This window comes from Pseudomonas sp. UBA6562 (assembly GCF_002434265.1).
GTDB lineage: Bacteria > Pseudomonadota > Gammaproteobacteria > Pseudomonadales > Pseudomonadaceae > Aquipseudomonas.
On the sequence record NZ_DJJS01000008.1, the window covers coordinates 626,632 to 642,840 of the forward strand.

Consider the following 16,209-nt stretch of genomic DNA (forward strand, 5'->3'; position numbering starts at 1 on the left):
CATTGCCCAGCCCTGATCACCCTACGTCGCGGTCTGCGGAACGCAAGGGAAGTGGCACCTCTTCACGCTACTGTTGCGCGAAACTTTGTGCCAGGAATCTGAGCACGGCATGCAGGTTTTCTAGGCCTTGCGGTGAGAATATATCCAGGCCTGTCTGCGCCTTATAGTAGTGCTCTGCCAAGAACAAGCCATATTGGTCTTTTTTCGGCGGACTGGATAATTCCATCTTCCTTTGCGCCAGTTCAAAGCTTTCGTGCCCCAGGAGGGCTTCCAGGGCCATGCTGGCGTAAGAGGCGTCGATGTCTGCGAGCGTAATGACGACGTCCTCAGGCAGCAGCCACTTTGCCCTATATCGATCGCGCGCCTCTCGCCCGGCTTTATCGTCATCCAACAGGACGATAAACTTCTCGCCTCGGCCCATCAGCAGGCTAATTAAATTGCCGGAGGAGGTTGAGCCTACGCCTGGGACGATATTGAAATTCAAAGCGCAGTCGCAACTGGTGGAGGCGGCCATTAACGCGTAGTAGTCTGAGATCCCTTCCACAATGACACAGGGCGAGGTGCCGACAATCTGGGGCACAACGTACTGGAGCCTCTCAATGACTGGCTGAAAGTGATGACTTCGGCTTGGATAACTGTCTAAAAATTGCTTGTATTTGATAGCGGCAATTTTAGCTGGCAAGAACTCAAGGTCATATCCGTCCGCATCGTCATGCTTCGCGGCACGATTCTCTACAATGTACGCTCCAGCTAGCCACCTCGGATCTACCATATGATGACTGTGAGTAGAGTAGATAATCTTGTCGCCGTTCTCGATCATTTTTTCGAAGAACGTCAGCAACTCTACCTGGGCACGAGCGTGCAGGTTGGCCGCAGGCTCGTCGAATACATAAATCGTTTTGCGCTTACAGCCCTCCAGCTTGAAGCGCGTCAACAGCAAGAACGTGAAGAACCACCTGAACCCGATTGAGCGTTCACTGATCTTGTAGTCAGAATCGCCATTGCTGACAGCAAAAGACACCATGGCAGTAGGTCGGTCAGCGCCCGTGACAGACCACTGCAATTCAACCCGTTTGGCGGTCGTCTCGCGCGAAAAGACCCGCCGCCAACCACCAATCACCTCGGTGGTCAGCGCTTGAGAAACTTTTTTAAAGACGGCATCGATCTGCCCTTTTTCATGGCTTCGATAGAACGTATCGAGCCATTGGGGCCCATTTCTTTCGCGATACTGGGCGATGCGCTTGTTGATATGCTCGTCTACGTCATGCTCAGCGTAGGCAAAGATCTTCTCTACGATCTCTCGATAATGCCTCTGCTCATAGCTCTCTCCCGCAAACGGTGCCAGCTCAATTTCTTCAGGCACGTTAATCAGGAACGTCGGGAAATACGCAACTGTGGGAACGCCCTCCACCACCAATTCGGCGATGAGTTCCCAAAGATTCTGTTGTGGATCATCCGGCTGCGCATAAGGCTCAAAGCTTAATGCCCCTGGCATCCTGACGTTAAACTCCAACCCCAGGCTACCCGAGCTCTCACCTTTTGGGTCATTAGCGAAGCTGATCTCTTTAGCAATTCGAAACTTCTTGCGTAGAGCTTCGACATCAACCTCAAGTCCTGCAAGCTCAACAAGTTGCTTGATCGCCAACACTTCGGTGTCGTCCAGCTTCACCGTGGCGGCTACGGAAACCGTGCCCTTGAATGAGCCCTTCTGGCTGGCAGGAATGAAGGTAAATTCTTCGTTGTTCTCGGGGCTGAATGTATAAAGGCTCGAAACCGATTGGTCACTGCTCACAAATTGCGAAATCGCTTCAAGAATGGTCGTCTTACCACTCTCGTTCAATCCAATGAGCATAACGATCGGCGTGTCGCTTCGCCCTGAGAGCTCTATGCTCGTACTGACAATGCCCTTGTAGTTCTTAATCTCAAAATCGAGGATTTTCGACATCGACAAACACTACCCTGTGTTAGCACGAACTGAGCCAGGCCAGCTTAAACGCTTAACTTGGCATGCATGAGCCCTACGGATCTTCAACCGCCCCGGTTACCTATTGGCAAATTGGATCTGGCAGGGTTAGAGTGCTGGCACTCTAGCATCAGTCAAACCGCTGTCAACAGCTCTTGGTTTGCAGGCAAGCTAGCGCTGCGTAGGTTCACATATGGATATTGGGGAACGTAATGTCAGGTTCAGACGGCAAGCTATTCAGGGACTACACAGCGGGAGCTCCCACCGAGACGGCCTGTGACAGGCTCTACCTACAGACTCACTTGGCGTCTCCGAAGCCCGAAGTCGTTGAGCAGATCACCGTCGGCGACATCCTCCAGATGACAGTGGGCCTTGCAGGCAGTGAGCTTTCAGCGCTTGCCGTCTGGAATGGTCATGTTGCAGGCGGCATTGCGTCCCCGAAAGCGATCCGGCTGATCACCTGCATCCAGAACGGCACGAACTACGTAGCTCTTGTCACGGCCAAAATTGGCGGGCAAGTGGCGCTCAAGATCTCACCGGTCAAGCAGGAGTGACCTGATGATCAACATAGCCGGTGGTGTTTATTACGAGCAGTGCATGTGCCCCACGTGGCAGGAGCTGTTTGGCTCGGGCGGGCGAGCCGCTACGGCGATCGCGCGCCTGGGAGGGACGGTCAGCCTCGCGACCTATACAGACAACATGGCGGGGTCGGTGCTTCGCCTGAGAGCGGCGTTGGAGGGGTTCTCTCTGGAACCCCATCCCATTGATCGCAGTCTGCAATTCCGCTACACCCACGGATTGTCAAAGCCTACAGTTGACCCTATCCCGAAGAGCCAGCAAAGCCTGCAAGTCACGGCTAGGAATGTCGTGCGCTTCGGCTTTCTGGAGGGTGACTGCATCGTCGATGCTTACCAGGCGGTTTACGACCCTCAAAGTTCAAGCAACCCAGCGCCGTTCCATGAGAATGGCTCCAAAGCTGAACGGTTGGCACTCATCCTGAACAGAAGTGAGGCGCAGGCGCTGCATGGCAGCAGCACCTTAAGCACAGCTGATCTGGCGCGCGCCTTATCCAAGTCCCAGCATGCCGAAATCGTCATCATCAAGATGGGCCCAGCCGGTGCGCTCCTGTTCCATGACGATCGCATCCACACCATCCCCTCTTTCGTGACGCCAAAGGTCTGGAAGGTGGGCTCAGGTGACGTGTTCGTCGCTACCTTTGCGTATTTCTGGCTTGAGGAGACGCTGACTCCACTGGAAGCGGCGACACTCGCATCACGTGCTACCGCCTTCTATTGTGAATCGCAGGGCTTCGCTTCAAAAGCCGGACTCAGCACTTACACCCCAAGTGCAGCCAGCATGCCTAAAAAGTCGAGGGGCGGCAGAGCGCCCCTGGTATATCTGGCAGGCCCCTTCTTCTCGCTGTCCCAGCTTTGGCTCGTTGAAGAAGCGCGCGGCCAGCTTCTGGAGATGGGGCTGAACGTATTCTCCCCGGTGCACGACGTGGGCCATGGGCCGGCAGAGGATGTCGTGCACAAGGATATTGAAGCCATTCACGCATGCGACCTGATGCTTGCGATCGGTGACGGCCTCGACGCGGGCACGATCTACGAGATTGGCTACGCACGAGCACTCAAGAAGCCCGTCATCATGTACGTGGAAAATGAGTCGGAGGAAGATCAAAAAATGATGGCCGGCTCAGGCTGCACCATTACGGACGATTTCGTGACAGCCATTTACCAAACCGCCTGGAAGGCAGCAGAACTATGAAGCGGGCTCTTCTCCTCTCAGGTGGCATGGACTCGCTCGCATTGGCGTGGTGGTTACGTCCCGAGATCGGTATCACCTTAAATTATGGACAACTGGCCGCAGAGGCTGAGATTTCCGCCTCCAGCACCGTCTGCAAACAGCTGGGCATTGAGCATCACGTCGTCTCGATCGACTGCCGCTCCGTCGGCTCCGGTGATATGGCCGGAGGCAAAGCAGATGCTCACGCACCTGCCAGTGATTGGTGGCCCTACCGCAACCAGATGCTCGTCACGCTGGCGGCGATGAAGGCAATTGGCCTGGGCGTAAACAAGCTCTACCTAGGCACCGTGAAATCCGATGGATCGCACCGCGACGGCACCCCAGAGTTTGTGGCTGCCATCAATCAGTTGATGGTCATCCAAGAGGGTGAGATGAGCATTGAAGCGCCTGCTATCGGACTGAGCACCACCGAGCTGGTGAAGACTGCTGGGGTTCCCTCTTCCATGTTGGCTTGGGCCCACAGCTGCCACAAATCCAACGTGCCCTGCGGGAACTGCCGAGGCTGCTTCAAGTACTTTGAGGTCTGGCACGAGCTCGAACATGGACAGGATCAACCTCAGTAGCCCAACGGTAAGAGCTTCGCCGGGGCACTATCTGCCTTTCACCTGGCCCGAGGGCGACTTCCATTCGCTGCCCGAGGTGGAGCATGTCGGCGACAAAGGCATCCTTGACCTCCTCGACCACAGGCGCACCCGGCGCAGCTTCAGTGCGCTGGCTGAACGGCAACTGAGCCAGTTACTGTGGCGCTGTGCGCGAACTCAGGGCATTGCCGAGTCGAACTACGGCTTCGACCTTGAACTGCGACCAGTGCCCTCTGCCGGCGCTATACACCCCATCCATATCCTGGTTCACCTGCCAGGCTCGTTGAATTGGCGTCGCTATGACAGTCGCCGTCACGGCCTTGTCGAACTACCGGGATCCGGCGAGGCCCTCGCAGAATTGGTCGCGCAGTGCCATATGACCCTACCTTCCGAGCAGGCCACACGCTTGCTTCTGGTGGCAGAAGCGGGGAAGACAGGTGCGAAATATGCGAATGGTGAGAGCCTGATCTGGCGAGACGCCGGAGCACTCCTGGCGATCATGGCAGTGATTGCTGAAGCGTTGGGCTATGCGTTCTGTCCGCTGGGCATCACGGGAGAACCTTGGGCCAGCCGAATTGCCCCTTCCGGCGTGCTAACGGGCGTGGGCGTTGCGCTGGTCGGTGGGCCGGCGACGTAGCACTAGGCAGCCTTTAGACCGGCCTGGTTCAATAGCGAGTGAACCACCGTCGAAGCGGACATCATCTGGTACCACATCAGCGCGTCGAGCTTAGAGGCACGAACGTCGAGCGCTTGGCTCAGCGCCAGAAACTCTGCTTCGAGCTGCAGGTAGTGGCGCTCTACGGTAAGTCCAGGGGAGAAAAAACCTGCCAGGGCCCCGGCGCGCAGTATATGGATGTCCAGGATAGCAACGTCGTCAGCATCCAGCCAGTTGCGCGCAACCCAAGAGGCAGTCTTGTAGCCGATCCCTGGCAGCTCCAGCAACCAGTCCCGCAGAGCACGCCCAGAATGAAGAGGGACGCCCCCTAGAGCCAGGGCAGCCAGTGCCGCATGGAGGTAACGTGCCTTTTGCCTGGCAAAGCGATAGCGCACGGTGCGGGTACCGATGGTGAGCGGAATGGAGAGCCACGCTTGCAACTGCTCTTCACTGGGAACATAGGCCTCAAAGGCGCCGAGGTTTCTCAGGTGGGCGAACGCCGCGAGGCCTACGTTTGCCGGGATGCCATGACCGCCTAGCAGGCATGCACCGACTTCTTCGGCCAAGGTCTCACCCAATTTGTAGTTGAGCGGTTCAGACTCTTGCTCGTTGGCCCAGACTTGGTAAGCCCAGTACGCCGGAGTGGGGAAGGCCTCGATCAATCCCCATGAAACCCCAGGAAGCACTTCGCTCATGGCATCCGGGAAGTCGCGGCTATAGAGCTTGGAGTCTACGAACACCACTCCGTTTTGCATCACCGAGCCTCCTGTCCGGAGCCGTATGTCTGCGCGATCCAGTGCAGAAAATCGCTGCGTTCTACGGGATCCATCGCCGCTACACGATCACGAAGCCGGGATTGACGCCGGGCAATGGTCTGCCGCTCGCGGAAGGTATCACCCAGATAACGGCTGTCGTGAAGCTCGTCAGGGGCAGCGTAGTTCATCCAGACGCATTCCTCCCTAACATCCGTATGCGTCTTGGCCATAAAAGTTACCTTCCTCCATCCTTGGAGCGCTTCGTTGTAGAGGGCACAGTCGTACCCGGAGATCATCACATTGCACGGCACCCTGCTCAGCGTGAACAGTAACTGCTCGTGCTGGGCTTGGTCGTACTCGAACCGGTAAATCTTGGAGCGACGCCGCGTCTGAGTAAGATACGGAGGATCAGCATAGATGAGCTCGGTACCGTCGTAGTTGAAACTGCTTAGGTAGCCTGAAGCATCACCCTGAACGAGTTCAAGGCCTTCAACTGAATGACCCGCCCAGGCACCATGGATGGCGGGGTCGACGTCCACGCCAATACTACGGGCCGCAGGTTTTTTGTGACGCAGGACAGCGCCCGCGCCCAAGTGTGACTCGATGTAGGTCTGATGCGGAGGCATCATGTTGATCAAGCGCTGATAGCACTTGCCTTTCCCGCCTGGATATCTCATTCGCACATCATCGTCAAAAGTGACGATGATGTCAATGAAGCGTCCTGAGCCCTGGGGTACCTCGCTACACAAGAAAGCAACCGCATAACCGAAGGAAGTAAGTGAAACCGGTCACATCATATAACGGCTTAAGAAATCCCCCACCCGCGCTTTACCCACAAGGCCTTCTACAGTGAAGATGCCACCTTAGTGGATCCCTACGGTGCGCCAAGTAAAGTCGGCAACCTGAAACTGAGGACTTTCTATCGCAACGTCCTTGGTCACGGGTACCTGTCTTCGGATTTGTTGACGCCGAACGTAGTGGACGCACCGCTCGTGCCACGCTTCCCACAGTGATTGAGCAGATCGTGCTCAATGGGGCTCGGGAATGAAAAGCTCCAGCTTTAGCTCTGGCTCTGGCTCTGGCTGTGGCTCTGAGAGTTTTCTGTAAAAGCTTTCCACTTCATATCATGAGTAAAGGACTAGGATGATTACTTGGACACCTCCTCAGCCACTGACTGCATATCACACTGCTTTCCGTCAGAAAGGCATATATATCATCGGTGGCCGCTACAACCCCAATCTCTCGGTCACCCCAGGACTCGGTGATGACGACTATTGGGGGCGCAATTGGCCTAACAACTTTAAGCCTTACTACGTGGGCATCTCTGAATCATTGAGCTCGGGGGTGAGAGGGCGTCTCAGTCGACATAGCCGAAAACGGGGCAACATGAAAATCTCCCAGCGCATCCGGAACAACGAGCCCCTTTTCTTCATCGCAGCTTATGGCAATGACCTGGCGGCGTACGAGGCGTTGTTCCTTTGCCTCAAAACGGACGTGCAGTTTTCCGACAATATTCGTAGCGAGATAGAACGGGGCACGAAGCGCGAATATGAAAGAGTTCGAGCGAACATGACCCAGTACGAACGAGACTACTATGACAATCTTGACCATGATGGTCGGGACGGCTAAGCCTCGTAGCAGCATGTCCTGCACTACCTAGGGCCAGGTCCAGACGACGATCATGAGGCCTTCAAAAAAGTCGCATGCATGCCTCAGAAGTTAGGCATGTATCGGTACCAAGCCGAGCAAATGGCGAGAAATTTCATCGATGTCTCGCTCGATCAACTGGAAGCCGGGATGCGCAGCTCGATCATGGAAGGTGAGGTCACTACCAAAATTCAAGAGCTCGACAGCGCCTTCAACATGAAGGTGTCCGCTCTAAAACCACCGTCACCACCAAAGTTCAGGGGTTGAAATGGAAATTCTGGCCCGCCTTTGGCAATCACATGCTCAATGGCTTAGCTTCCTTGATCGTCGAACTGCTGATTTTCGGCTGTTTCTCCCTGTACAACTTGTATCAGCAGCAGGGAGGCCTTGAGGGTATGGCAAAAGAAGCATCCAACCCGGCCACTCAAAAGCCTGCAGTTCTTCCTTTCACGCCATCACCAACACAGCCCTTCTAAGGTTGAAGCTGTTGGTTGCACACCAGACGCCCGCTGTTGGAGTAGAGCCTGGACCGGAAGCTTCTGGTGGCTAGCAACGTGAATGTGCGTGGTAATGTTTGAGCTTTCTCCTCGAGGCATCGGGTTCATCAGCCAAGGGCCGGCCAGCTAAATCAATGCCTCTCGCACTCCTTGCCCCCGCTACGATTCTGTAAGACCTTTCTGAATCCAATACCAAATGCTTCAAGATCACCACACCGGCGAACTATCCTACGCGCCAAGCCGAATTTTCACCGTTGTCGGGGAAATGCTTCAGGACTAACGTCCACCGCGTCGTTTCGACGACCGGGTGTGAGAACCCGAAACGAGTAAGTTCAGCTGCCTATCATGGTGGTCATGCGCGGGCAGACTTCGGTCTGGCCGGGGCTCCTTGCTCGCTCGGTTTCTCACCCCGCGTATGACCGCCACCCAAACCCGTGAGAAGGTTGGGTCGCGGTTTTCCTCTGGCCCTCGCAAGGAGTTGTCCGATGAAAAAGCCGGTTCCCGACCCACCCCACATTCAGAGCACCCGCAACTACTACCTGATCAATCAGGACCTCAGCCCCCTCGACGCCCTAAGCCACACCCTCGAACTCATGGTCGGCATCGAAGCCACCCTCGACGAATACATCTGCGCCAACGCCGGTGAACCTGGGATGCCCATGCTGGTGAACACATTGCATCAACTACAAATGGTCAAAACCCTGACCCAGTTCGTGTTGCAGCGTGTGGAGAGCGAGTGAGCATGTCTAACAAACCGGGATGAATAGACCAGCGCCCCTTTCGATCCGATAGCCTGGCATTTCACCCGCCCTTCGAAACCGCCCCGTTTGCTTCTAGCCGCTACCGCATCAAGGGTATGCGCAGCGCCCGCTGGCAAACGGGGCGACTCATAGACAATGCGTAAGACGCCTCAGCCCGTCACACACCCCGACGGTTTCTTCCCAGCAAACGTATCAACCAAACTCTCAATGACCATCTCCCCCATCCGCGTACGCGTCTGCACCGTAGCGCTCGCACGGTGCGGTTGCAGCACCACCTGCTCATTGCCGAACAGCACCTCCGGCACCCGCGGTTCGTCGACGAACACATCGAGCGCCGCCCCAGCGATCCGCCCCGCCTGAAGCGCAGCCACCAGGTCGTCTTCGTTCACCAACTTGCCGCGCGCCACATTGACCAGATAACCCTCCGACCCCAGCGCCTCAAGCACACGGGCATCGACGATAGCCTTCCCGCCATCGGCAGCCGCCGCCAGGATCAACGCATCGCTGTCACGCGCCAGCTCCGTGAGGTCAGCCACATAGCGATAATCCACGCCGTCGATGGCCTGCAAGTCGGTGTAGCTGATCGGGCAGCCGAACGCCGCCGCGCGGGTCGCCACCGCACGCCCTACCCGGCCCAGCCCGACGATGCCGATGCGCATGCCGCTGAACTGCCGCGCCAGGGGCAAGGGCGCCAGCGGCGTGGGGCTGTGCTGCCACTGGCCGGTGCGCACGTAACGGTCGCCAGTGCACAGGCCACGGCACGCCGCGATCAGCAGGCCGATGGCCAGGTCCGCGACGTCGTCGGTCAACGCACCGATGGTCGCGGTGACGCGGATACCCAGGTCGCGGCAGTAGGCCAGGTCCACCGCATCGGTGCCCACGCCGTTGACCGCCACCACTTCCACGCGCGGCAGCTGCGCCAGCACCTCGCGGCTGATGCCGGTGTGCCCGCCGGTGACCACGCCACGGATGTTGGCACCGTGCTCCTTGAGGTAGGCGGCTTTGTCGGCCTGTTGGTAGTAGGGGCGCATGACGAACAGTTGCTCGAGGCGTTCGCGGATCTGTGGAATCAGGATCGGGCTCAGTTGCAGGACTTCTGGTTTCATGGGGGTTGCCTCTTGAAGAATTGGGTGGCGTTGGGATCGCGGCTAAACCGGTGCGCCGGCCGGCCGCTCCTACAGGTACAGAGAACGATGCAGCGGCCAGATTGGCGTTGGGTTCGCGGCTGAACCGGTGCGCCGGCCGGCCGCTCCTACAGGTACAGGGAACGATGCAGCGATTGGGTTGGTGACGGGTGCGCGGCTGAAGCAACGGTGCAGCGGTCAGCCACGGCCCACAAAGGGCATCTTGGTGGCCATCACGGTCATGTTCAGGACGTTGGCCGACAGCGGCAGCGCCGCGATGTAGCGCACCGCATCGGCCACGTGCTGTACATCGACCATCGGCTCGACGGCGATCTGCCCGTTGGCCTGGCGCACGCCGCGGGTCATGCGTTCGGACAGTTCGGTCAGGGCGTTGCCGATGTCGATCTGGCTGCAGGCGATGTCGAATGCGCGGCCGTCCAGCGCCAGGGCCTTGGTCAGCCCCAGCACCGCGTGCTTGCTGGCGGTGTAAGGTGCGGTGAAGGGACGCGGCGTGTGCGCCGAGATCGAGCCGTTGTTGATGATCCGCCCGCCCTGGGGCTGCTGGCGGCGCATCAGCCCGAAGGCTTCGCGGCAGCACAGGAACACGCCGTTGAGGTTGGTGGCGATGACGTTGTCCCAGGTCTCGACCGGCAGCTCGTCGATGGGCACGGCCGGGGCATTGACGCCGGCGTTGTTGAAGATCACGTCCAGGCGCCCGTAACGTTCCTCGACCGTGGCGAACAGCGCCTTGACGCTGGCCGGATCACGCACGTCGGTTGCTACCGGCAGCGCTTGCCAGCCCTGGGCGGCAGCCTGTTCGGCGACGCCGAGCAAGGGCTCCAGGCGCCTCCCGGCGAGCACCACGGTGTAGCCGTCCTGCAATAGCCCCAGCGCCACGGCCTTGCCGATGCCGCTGCCAGCCCCGGTGACCAGGGCGATTTTCGAAGTGTGATTGTCAGTCATGCTGCGTCTCCCGTTGAAAGTGTTCGGTTGGGGCGGCACGCGGCGCCACGCGGACCTCGATCTGCCCTACGCCGTCGACGCCGGCGCTGATCAGGTCGCCGGGCTGCAAGGCGGCGACGCCCTCGGGGGTGCCGGTCATGATCAGGTCGCCAGGCAGCAAGGTGATGGTCGCGGACAACTGGCTGATCAGTTGCGCCACCGACCACAGCTGGCTCTGCAAATACGAGCGCTGGCGTTCAGTGCCGTTGACTTGCAACCACACCGCCCCGCGTTGCGGATGGCCCTGGTCGCCGACCGGTTGGATGGCGCTGACCGGTGCCGAGCCGTCGAAGGCCTTGGCGCCCTCCCAGGGCAGGCCGGCCTGCTTGGCGGCACGCTGCAAGTCGCGACGGGTCAGGTCCAGGCCGGCGGCATAGCCCCACACATGGGCCAGTGCCTGGCCCTCGGGAATGTCCGCCCCGCCGCTACCGATCGCCACCACCAGCTCGATCTCGTGGCAAAACTCCTCGGTGTGCGGCGGGTAGGCGATCTCGCCGTGCGCCTCGATCACTGCGCTGGCCGGTTTCATGAAGAACAAGGGCGCGGTGCGCGGCTGGCCATCGCTCCAGGGGTAGTTGCGCCCTACGCAGAACACCCGGCCAACCGGAAAGCGCTGCTGGCTCCCGACCACCGGCAGGCTGGGTTGCGGAGCGGGGGTAAAGACGAAGTCGTTCATGATGGCCTGGCTCGCTTGGATTCGATTCGAGGGCTCCAGCCTAAGGCGGCTGCGTCCGGCAAAGTTGGACGCAAGCCGCTTCGCGTTGGAGTAAACGGGGCTATTTGGCTTTCAACTCGATGCGGTAGATCCGGCCCAGCAGCAGCGAGTACGACAGGGTGCCGATCAGCGCCACGCCGCCGATGAACCAGAATGCCCAGGCGAAGGTGCCGGTGGCGTGGACGATGGCCCCCACCACGATGGGGCAGACGATGCCGCCGATGTTGGCCGCCAGGCTGGTGACCCCACCGGTCAGACCGATCAGCTCCTTGGGCGCGATTTCCGACACGGCGGCCCAGGACGACGAGGCGATGCCTTGGGCGAAGAACGCCACGGTGAGGATGACGATGCACACCAGGTTGGAGTCGGTGAAGTTGACCAGCATGATCGACATGCCGAGCATCGAGCCGACCACCAGCGGCAGCTTGCGGGCGAAGGACATGCTGTAGCCACGGCGGATCAGCAGGTCCGAGACGATCCCGGCGAGCAGGATGCCGACCGTCGCGCCGATGAAGGGCAGCACGGCGAAGATGCCAGCCTTGATGGTGGTCAGGTGGCGCTCTTCGATCAGGTAGGTGGGGAACCAGGTCAGGAAGAAGTACAGCGCCGAGGTGCTGGCGAACTTGCCGATGCAGATCGCCCAGACCTGCCGGTAGCGGAACAGCTCGGCTACCTGCCGCCAGTTGAACTTGGTGCGCTCCTGGCTGCTTTTCACCAGGCCGCCGCCGTCCTCGATGTACTGCAGCTCTTCCTTGCTGACTTTCTTGCAACTCAGCGGGTCGCGGTACAGGAGCAGCCACACCACGCCGAACAGGATGCCCACCACACCGGTGCTGTAGAACACATGGCGCCAGTCCCACGTAGTGGCCAGCCACAGCAGTGCGCCGGTGAACAGCGCCGTGCCCAAGTACTGGCCGCACACGTAGATGCTGCTGGCCATGCCGCGCTCGCGGGCCGGGAACCAGACGGTCACTGCGCGGCTGTTGGCCGGAAACGCCGGCGCTTCCATGGCACCGACCGCCAGGCGCAGGCCGAACAGTGAGGCAAAGCCGCTGGCGAAGCCTTGGCAGACGGTGACCGCCGACCAGCTGATCAACGACACGCCGTAGGTCAGCCGCGAGCCGAAGCGGTCGGCGACGAAGCCGGCCGGCACCAGGGCCAGCGCGTAGGTCCAGGCGAACGCGGAGAAGATCAGGCCCATCTGGATCTTGTCCAGCCCCAGGTCCTTGGCCATGAACGGCGCGGCGATGGAGATGTTGACCCGGTCGACGTAGTTGATGATGGTCGCGACCAACAACAGGCTGAGCATGAACCAGCGCCGTCGGGTGGGCAGGCCGAGGGAGCCGGCGGCTTCGGCAGGGGCCGCGCGGGTGGCGGCCGGCACGGCCTGGGAGTTGGGAAGACTCGACATGGTGGAACCTCATTGTTATTGGGATCTATCGAGGTTTTCAGGCGGCACGGAACCGGCCTTGCCGATGCGCAAGGTGCAGGTCATGCCTTGGGAAGGAGCGGGTCAGGCCTGGCCAGGTGGCCGGGCGTGAAGAACAGGCGGTGGCGCATGCGCCGAGCGGTGGACGAGAATCATTGTGCGAGCACCCTTTGCTTATTGTTGGTAGATGTCTGCGGCAACGGCTACCAAGGTGGTCGTACAACAATAAAAAAGCAACGCCCTGGTTAGATCGATTTTATACAGGGGCCCAGCGGATTACTGGCTTGTCCAAAAATGGCGAAAACATCCGATCCGTTTGAGGAGCCGTAGAAGCTGCTGAAATTACTGTTCCAGAGCCGTTTCCTGCTGCTCACGGGAGCGGATTTTCTGGGCATCGAAAGGGTTTTGTCCAAGTCGCCGCTCGCCCGGTCAAACGTCAAGTCATCGTACAATTGCTTGCCAGCGCCCCTTCACGCTGTACAGAATCGCTCCATGACCCTGGCAGCCGACATCGGGTTAGCCATTCAATAAAAAGGGAGATGACATGCACTCAGTCAGCCGGGTGCCGACCTACGGCATGCAGCAACGCAGCGAGCGCGCCGACTTCTATATCCGCGACGAGCAAGGACGTCCGGCGGAGACCGCCCTGCACCGCCACGAGTATTTCCAGATCCAGGTCAACCTGGGCGGCGACACCGTGCAACACATCGGCAGCGTGCAGCGGCCGTTCCCGCGCAACGCGCTGGCCTTTGTCCTGCCGCATCGTATGCACATGATCCCGCACCCGGCCGACAGCCATTTCATGGTCATCAACTTTTCCCAGACGTTCCTGCTGCCGCACCTGCAATGCGACCCGATGGACCTGGAGGAAGTGTCGATCGCCCTGGCACCGGAGCTGTCGCCCTTCCGTTTCCAGGAGCACCTGGACTTCATGTTCGGGCAGGCGGATTTCGAGCGGATCTGCGTGCTGGTCCGACAGATGCGCGAGCTGGACACGCAGCGCCAGTTCGGTAGCCGCGAGGTGATCAAGGGCTTGCTGCTGCAGATGATCGGCCAGGTGTGCATGCTGTACGCCGAACCGTTCAGGCAACTGGCCGAAGACAACGCCGCCCAGGCCAGCCGCCGCGATGCCCTGGGGCGCATGAGCGAGTACGTGCGCAAGCACCTGGCCGATCCGGACCTGAGCCTGACCAAGGCCGCCGCGGCCACGTACCTGTCACCCACCTACCTGAGCCACTGGCTGCGCAAGGAGATCGGCAAGACCTTCAGCGAACTGGTGCTGGAGCGGCGCATGCATGCGGCGCGCAGCCTGTTGCTGGGCGGCTCGAAACCGGTAGGCGAAGTGGCCAGGCTGTGCGGCTTCGCCGACGAGGCGTATTTCTCGCGGCGCTTCCGGCAGATCCATGGTTTGCCGCCAGGGCAGTTCCGGCGCCGGCAGTTGGACGTGGAAAGCAGCGCTGCGTCGTGAATGCGTGTCTGTTTTCGGCTCTCTAGGCCGCGCATGGTGCTGCCAGCAGTGACTTCTCTGTGCCGTAGCCCCGGGCTTTCAGTAGGACAGGAATATTCTCTTCTCGATTCCCTGGCTTACTGTTGGCCCGATACGTCCTCAACGGTAACGGTGCGTTCAGCAGGCACACTCGCCGTGGAGCGTGGCCCACCCAGCAAGGGTGAGCCCACTCAACCTCAGGACCGCTTGCGCTTGAACAGCTTGCCGACGAAACCGGCGACGGCGATCAGGCCCAGTACGATGAACTTCTTGAACGCCAGCAGTGCAACGCCGATCTTGGCGAACAGGCCTGCCTTGGCGGCGACGCCACCGGCGACCAGCGCGGCCAGCCCATAGGGCGCCAGCTTGTCGGTCTTGGCGTCGTAGTCGGCGTAGCGGTTGCCGTCGGTGAAGTTGGTGAAGGCGAGGATCTTCGGCGTTTCCCGCTTGATCGTCTGCAGGTCGGCCATCGCCGCCACGGCGTTGAGCTCCAGCACCCCTTCGCGGCCCAGCACGCGGATGCTGTAGTTCAGGGTGGTCTGGTCGGCGTCGTCGGCCTTCAGCTCTCGCGCCCAGTACATCTTGTGGGTAGCCTGGTCGTAGCTCGGTGGCTCGGCCCAGCCCAACAGGGTCAGACCGGCATAACCTTCCTTGCGACGCGCCTTGTTGTCTTCCTCGTCATCGGCCTTCATCTGCTCAAGGAGGTCGGCGTAGTCGATCTTGGCTGCGTCTTCGTCGGAAATGTGGCCGTCATTCTTGTAACTGATGATCACGCCCCAACCGTTTTCCGACAGCGGGCTGACAGCGGTCGGGACGATCATGCCGAGGGTCGTGAAGCCCGGTGGGTTGCCCCAGCCTTCGGTCAGCAGGCGTTCGGTTTCGTTCGGCGCCAGGTAGTAGAACTCGTCGTTAAGTTGCAGGCTGGCGATGCCGCCAGGCAGGGTGACGTGACCGCGCTGTTTCTTGAGCGTGGCCAACCACTGTTCGGCGGTCTGTTGTGGTCGTTCACTGGCGGTTGGCGCAGAGGTGGGAGCGGTGGCGGCAATGGCGGGCAAAGTGGTTGCGCAAAGCAACACTGCCGCCAACAACTGGCGCAGGTGTTTCATCGTAGTCCCTTACAATTTGAATTAATTTGGCCGTGCAGAATAGCCGAAGGTACTGGTTAATCGCCAGAATCTTATGTATATGGCGGTTGGCTGACCGACAGAGAATCACAGCGTTGTGACACGCCTCGGCAAACTCGCAGAACGGTATGCCAGCCTGATCTTGCTGGCCCACTCGATACCCTATTTACGACACCTTTTTCTTACATTGCCTAGAAATCCACCTTGCCCCGACCCGCTTTGACGTTGCCCCGCCTGGCTTTTCCTTCCAGGCGGCGAGTCTTCGAACCCAGCGTAGGTTTGGTAGGGCGACGTTTCTTCTCGGTCTTGCCGGCAGCGACGATCAATTGCGCAAGGCGTTCCAGCGCGTCGGTACGGTTCTGCTCTTGAGTGCGATATTGCTGGGCTTTGATGATCAACACGCCGTCGCCAGTGATACGCGAGTCACGCAGCGCCAACAGCCGCTCCTTGTAAAACTCGGGCAGCGACGAGGCAGGAATGTCGAAGCGCAGGTGCACGGCGCTGGACACCTTGTTGACGTTCTGCCCACCAGCGCCTTGGGCGCGGATGTAGGTGATTTCGATGTCGGTATCGGGCAGGTGTACGGTGTTGGAGATGGTCAGCATGAAAGGGCCTTTGTGATTGCCCGCCATTATTACAGCCCCTGCGGCCCATCCATAGCGCG

Annotated in this window: 18 protein-coding genes; 9 read left to right on the plus strand and 9 right to left on the minus strand. The window is 59.6% G+C overall.

What is annotated here, in order from left to right; genetic code table 11:
* Positions 1–67 precede the first annotated feature (67 nt).
* Positions 68–1,945, minus strand: coding sequence for an AAA family ATPase (locus B4M43_RS18505; RefSeq protein ID WP_296268906.1), 1,878 nt, complete (start codon positions 1,943–1,945; stop codon positions 68–70).
* A gap of 230 nt (positions 1,946–2,175) precedes the next feature.
* Between B4M43_RS18505 and B4M43_RS18510 the strand changes: the two genes are divergently transcribed.
* The 4 genes from B4M43_RS18510 to B4M43_RS18525 are packed head-to-tail and all read left to right on the plus strand — an operon-like array spanning position 2,176 to position 4,987.
* The gene (locus B4M43_RS18510) at positions 2,176–2,517 is read left to right on the plus strand and encodes a hypothetical protein (protein ID WP_256586282.1); all 342 of its coding nucleotides are present in this window, start codon (positions 2,176–2,178) and stop codon (positions 2,515–2,517) included.
* Between the two features lie 4 nt (positions 2,518–2,521).
* Entirely contained in the window at positions 2,522–3,730 is a 1,209-nt protein-coding gene (locus B4M43_RS18515; RefSeq protein ID WP_296268907.1) for a PfkB family carbohydrate kinase, read from the plus strand.
* Positions 3,727–4,332 (plus strand): 7-cyano-7-deazaguanine synthase, encoded by a 606-nt coding sequence (locus B4M43_RS18520; protein WP_296268908.1) that lies wholly within the window; start codon positions 3,727–3,729, stop codon positions 4,330–4,332. The genes B4M43_RS18515 and B4M43_RS18520 overlap by 4 nt, the downstream gene beginning before the upstream one ends.
* Positions 4,310–4,987: a hypothetical protein gene (locus tag B4M43_RS18525; RefSeq protein WP_296268909.1), complete on the plus strand. Its 678-nt coding sequence runs from the start codon at positions 4,310–4,312 to the stop codon at positions 4,985–4,987. The genes B4M43_RS18520 and B4M43_RS18525 overlap by 23 nt, the downstream gene beginning before the upstream one ends.
* Before the next feature lie 2 nt (positions 4,988–4,989).
* Here the strand turns inward: B4M43_RS18525 and B4M43_RS18530 are convergent, their stop codons facing one another.
* Together B4M43_RS18530 and B4M43_RS18535 are read right to left on the minus strand one after the other, a co-directional pair.
* A complete protein-coding gene (locus B4M43_RS18530) occupies positions 4,990–5,760 on the minus strand; it encodes an 8-oxoguanine DNA glycosylase (protein WP_296268910.1) in 771 nt (256 codons plus the stop codon).
* Positions 5,760–6,389 carry a DNA adenine methylase gene (locus B4M43_RS18535; RefSeq protein WP_296269033.1) on the minus strand — a complete coding sequence of 210 codons (630 nt, stop codon included), beginning with the start codon at positions 6,387–6,389 and terminating at the stop codon, positions 5,760–5,762. The genes B4M43_RS18530 and B4M43_RS18535 overlap by 1 nt, the downstream gene beginning before the upstream one ends.
* A gap of 757 nt (positions 6,390–7,146) precedes the next feature.
* Between B4M43_RS18535 and B4M43_RS18540 the strand changes: the two genes are divergently transcribed.
* From B4M43_RS18540 to B4M43_RS18555, 4 genes are all read left to right on the plus strand, one after another.
* On the plus strand, positions 7,147–7,389 hold the full coding sequence (locus B4M43_RS18540; RefSeq protein WP_296268911.1) for a hypothetical protein: 243 nt from the start codon (positions 7,147–7,149) through the stop codon (positions 7,387–7,389).
* 78 nt (positions 7,390–7,467) lie between these two features.
* Positions 7,468–7,674: a hypothetical protein gene (locus B4M43_RS18545; protein WP_296268912.1), complete on the plus strand. Its 207-nt coding sequence runs from the start codon at positions 7,468–7,470 to the stop codon at positions 7,672–7,674.
* Positions 7,671–7,883, plus strand: coding sequence for a hypothetical protein (locus B4M43_RS18550; RefSeq protein ID WP_296268913.1), 213 nt, complete (start codon positions 7,671–7,673; stop codon positions 7,881–7,883). The genes B4M43_RS18545 and B4M43_RS18550 overlap by 4 nt, the downstream gene beginning before the upstream one ends.
* A 506-nt stretch (positions 7,884–8,389) precedes the next feature.
* A complete protein-coding gene (locus B4M43_RS18555) occupies positions 8,390–8,644 on the plus strand; it encodes a hypothetical protein (protein ID WP_296268914.1) in 255 nt (84 codons plus the stop codon).
* Positions 8,645–8,814: 170 nt separating this feature from the next.
* On the opposite strand, the gene B4M43_RS18560 is transcribed toward B4M43_RS18555, so the two are convergent.
* The 4 genes from B4M43_RS18560 to B4M43_RS18575 all read right to left on the minus strand — a co-directional run bounded on the left by B4M43_RS18560 (position 8,815) and on the right by B4M43_RS18575 (position 12,917).
* Positions 8,815–9,771, minus strand: coding sequence for a 2-hydroxyacid dehydrogenase (locus B4M43_RS18560; RefSeq protein ID WP_296268915.1), 957 nt, complete (start codon positions 9,769–9,771; stop codon positions 8,815–8,817).
* Positions 9,772–9,987: 216 nt separating this feature from the next.
* Complete coding sequence (locus tag B4M43_RS18565; protein WP_296268916.1) at positions 9,988–10,752, minus strand: SDR family oxidoreductase; 765 nt, start codon at positions 10,750–10,752, stop codon at positions 9,988–9,990.
* The gene (locus tag B4M43_RS18570; RefSeq protein WP_296268917.1) at positions 10,745–11,467 is read right to left on the minus strand and encodes a fumarylacetoacetate hydrolase family protein; all 723 of its coding nucleotides are present in this window, start codon (positions 11,465–11,467) and stop codon (positions 10,745–10,747) included. Before B4M43_RS18570 ends, B4M43_RS18565 begins: the two co-directional genes overlap by 8 nt.
* Before the next feature lie 100 nt (positions 11,468–11,567).
* On the minus strand, positions 11,568–12,917 hold the full coding sequence (locus tag B4M43_RS18575) for an MFS transporter (protein ID WP_296268918.1): 1,350 nt from the start codon (positions 12,915–12,917) through the stop codon (positions 11,568–11,570).
* Positions 12,918–13,479: 562 nt separating this feature from the next.
* On the opposite strand from B4M43_RS18575, the gene B4M43_RS18580 reads away from it, so the two are divergent.
* Positions 13,480–14,403, plus strand: a complete 924-nt coding sequence (locus tag B4M43_RS18580) for a helix-turn-helix transcriptional regulator (protein WP_296268919.1) — start codon at positions 13,480–13,482, stop codon at positions 14,401–14,403.
* 215 nt (positions 14,404–14,618) lie between these two features.
* On the opposite strand, the gene B4M43_RS18585 is transcribed toward B4M43_RS18580, so the two are convergent.
* Positions 14,619–15,527 (minus strand): DUF2167 domain-containing protein, encoded by a 909-nt coding sequence (locus B4M43_RS18585; protein ID WP_296268920.1) that lies wholly within the window; start codon positions 15,525–15,527, stop codon positions 14,619–14,621.
* A gap of 209 nt (positions 15,528–15,736) precedes the next feature.
* A complete protein-coding gene (gene arfB / locus B4M43_RS18590; protein WP_296268921.1) occupies positions 15,737–16,150 on the minus strand; it encodes an alternative ribosome rescue aminoacyl-tRNA hydrolase ArfB in 414 nt (137 codons plus the stop codon).
* Positions 16,151–16,209 lie beyond the last annotated feature (59 nt).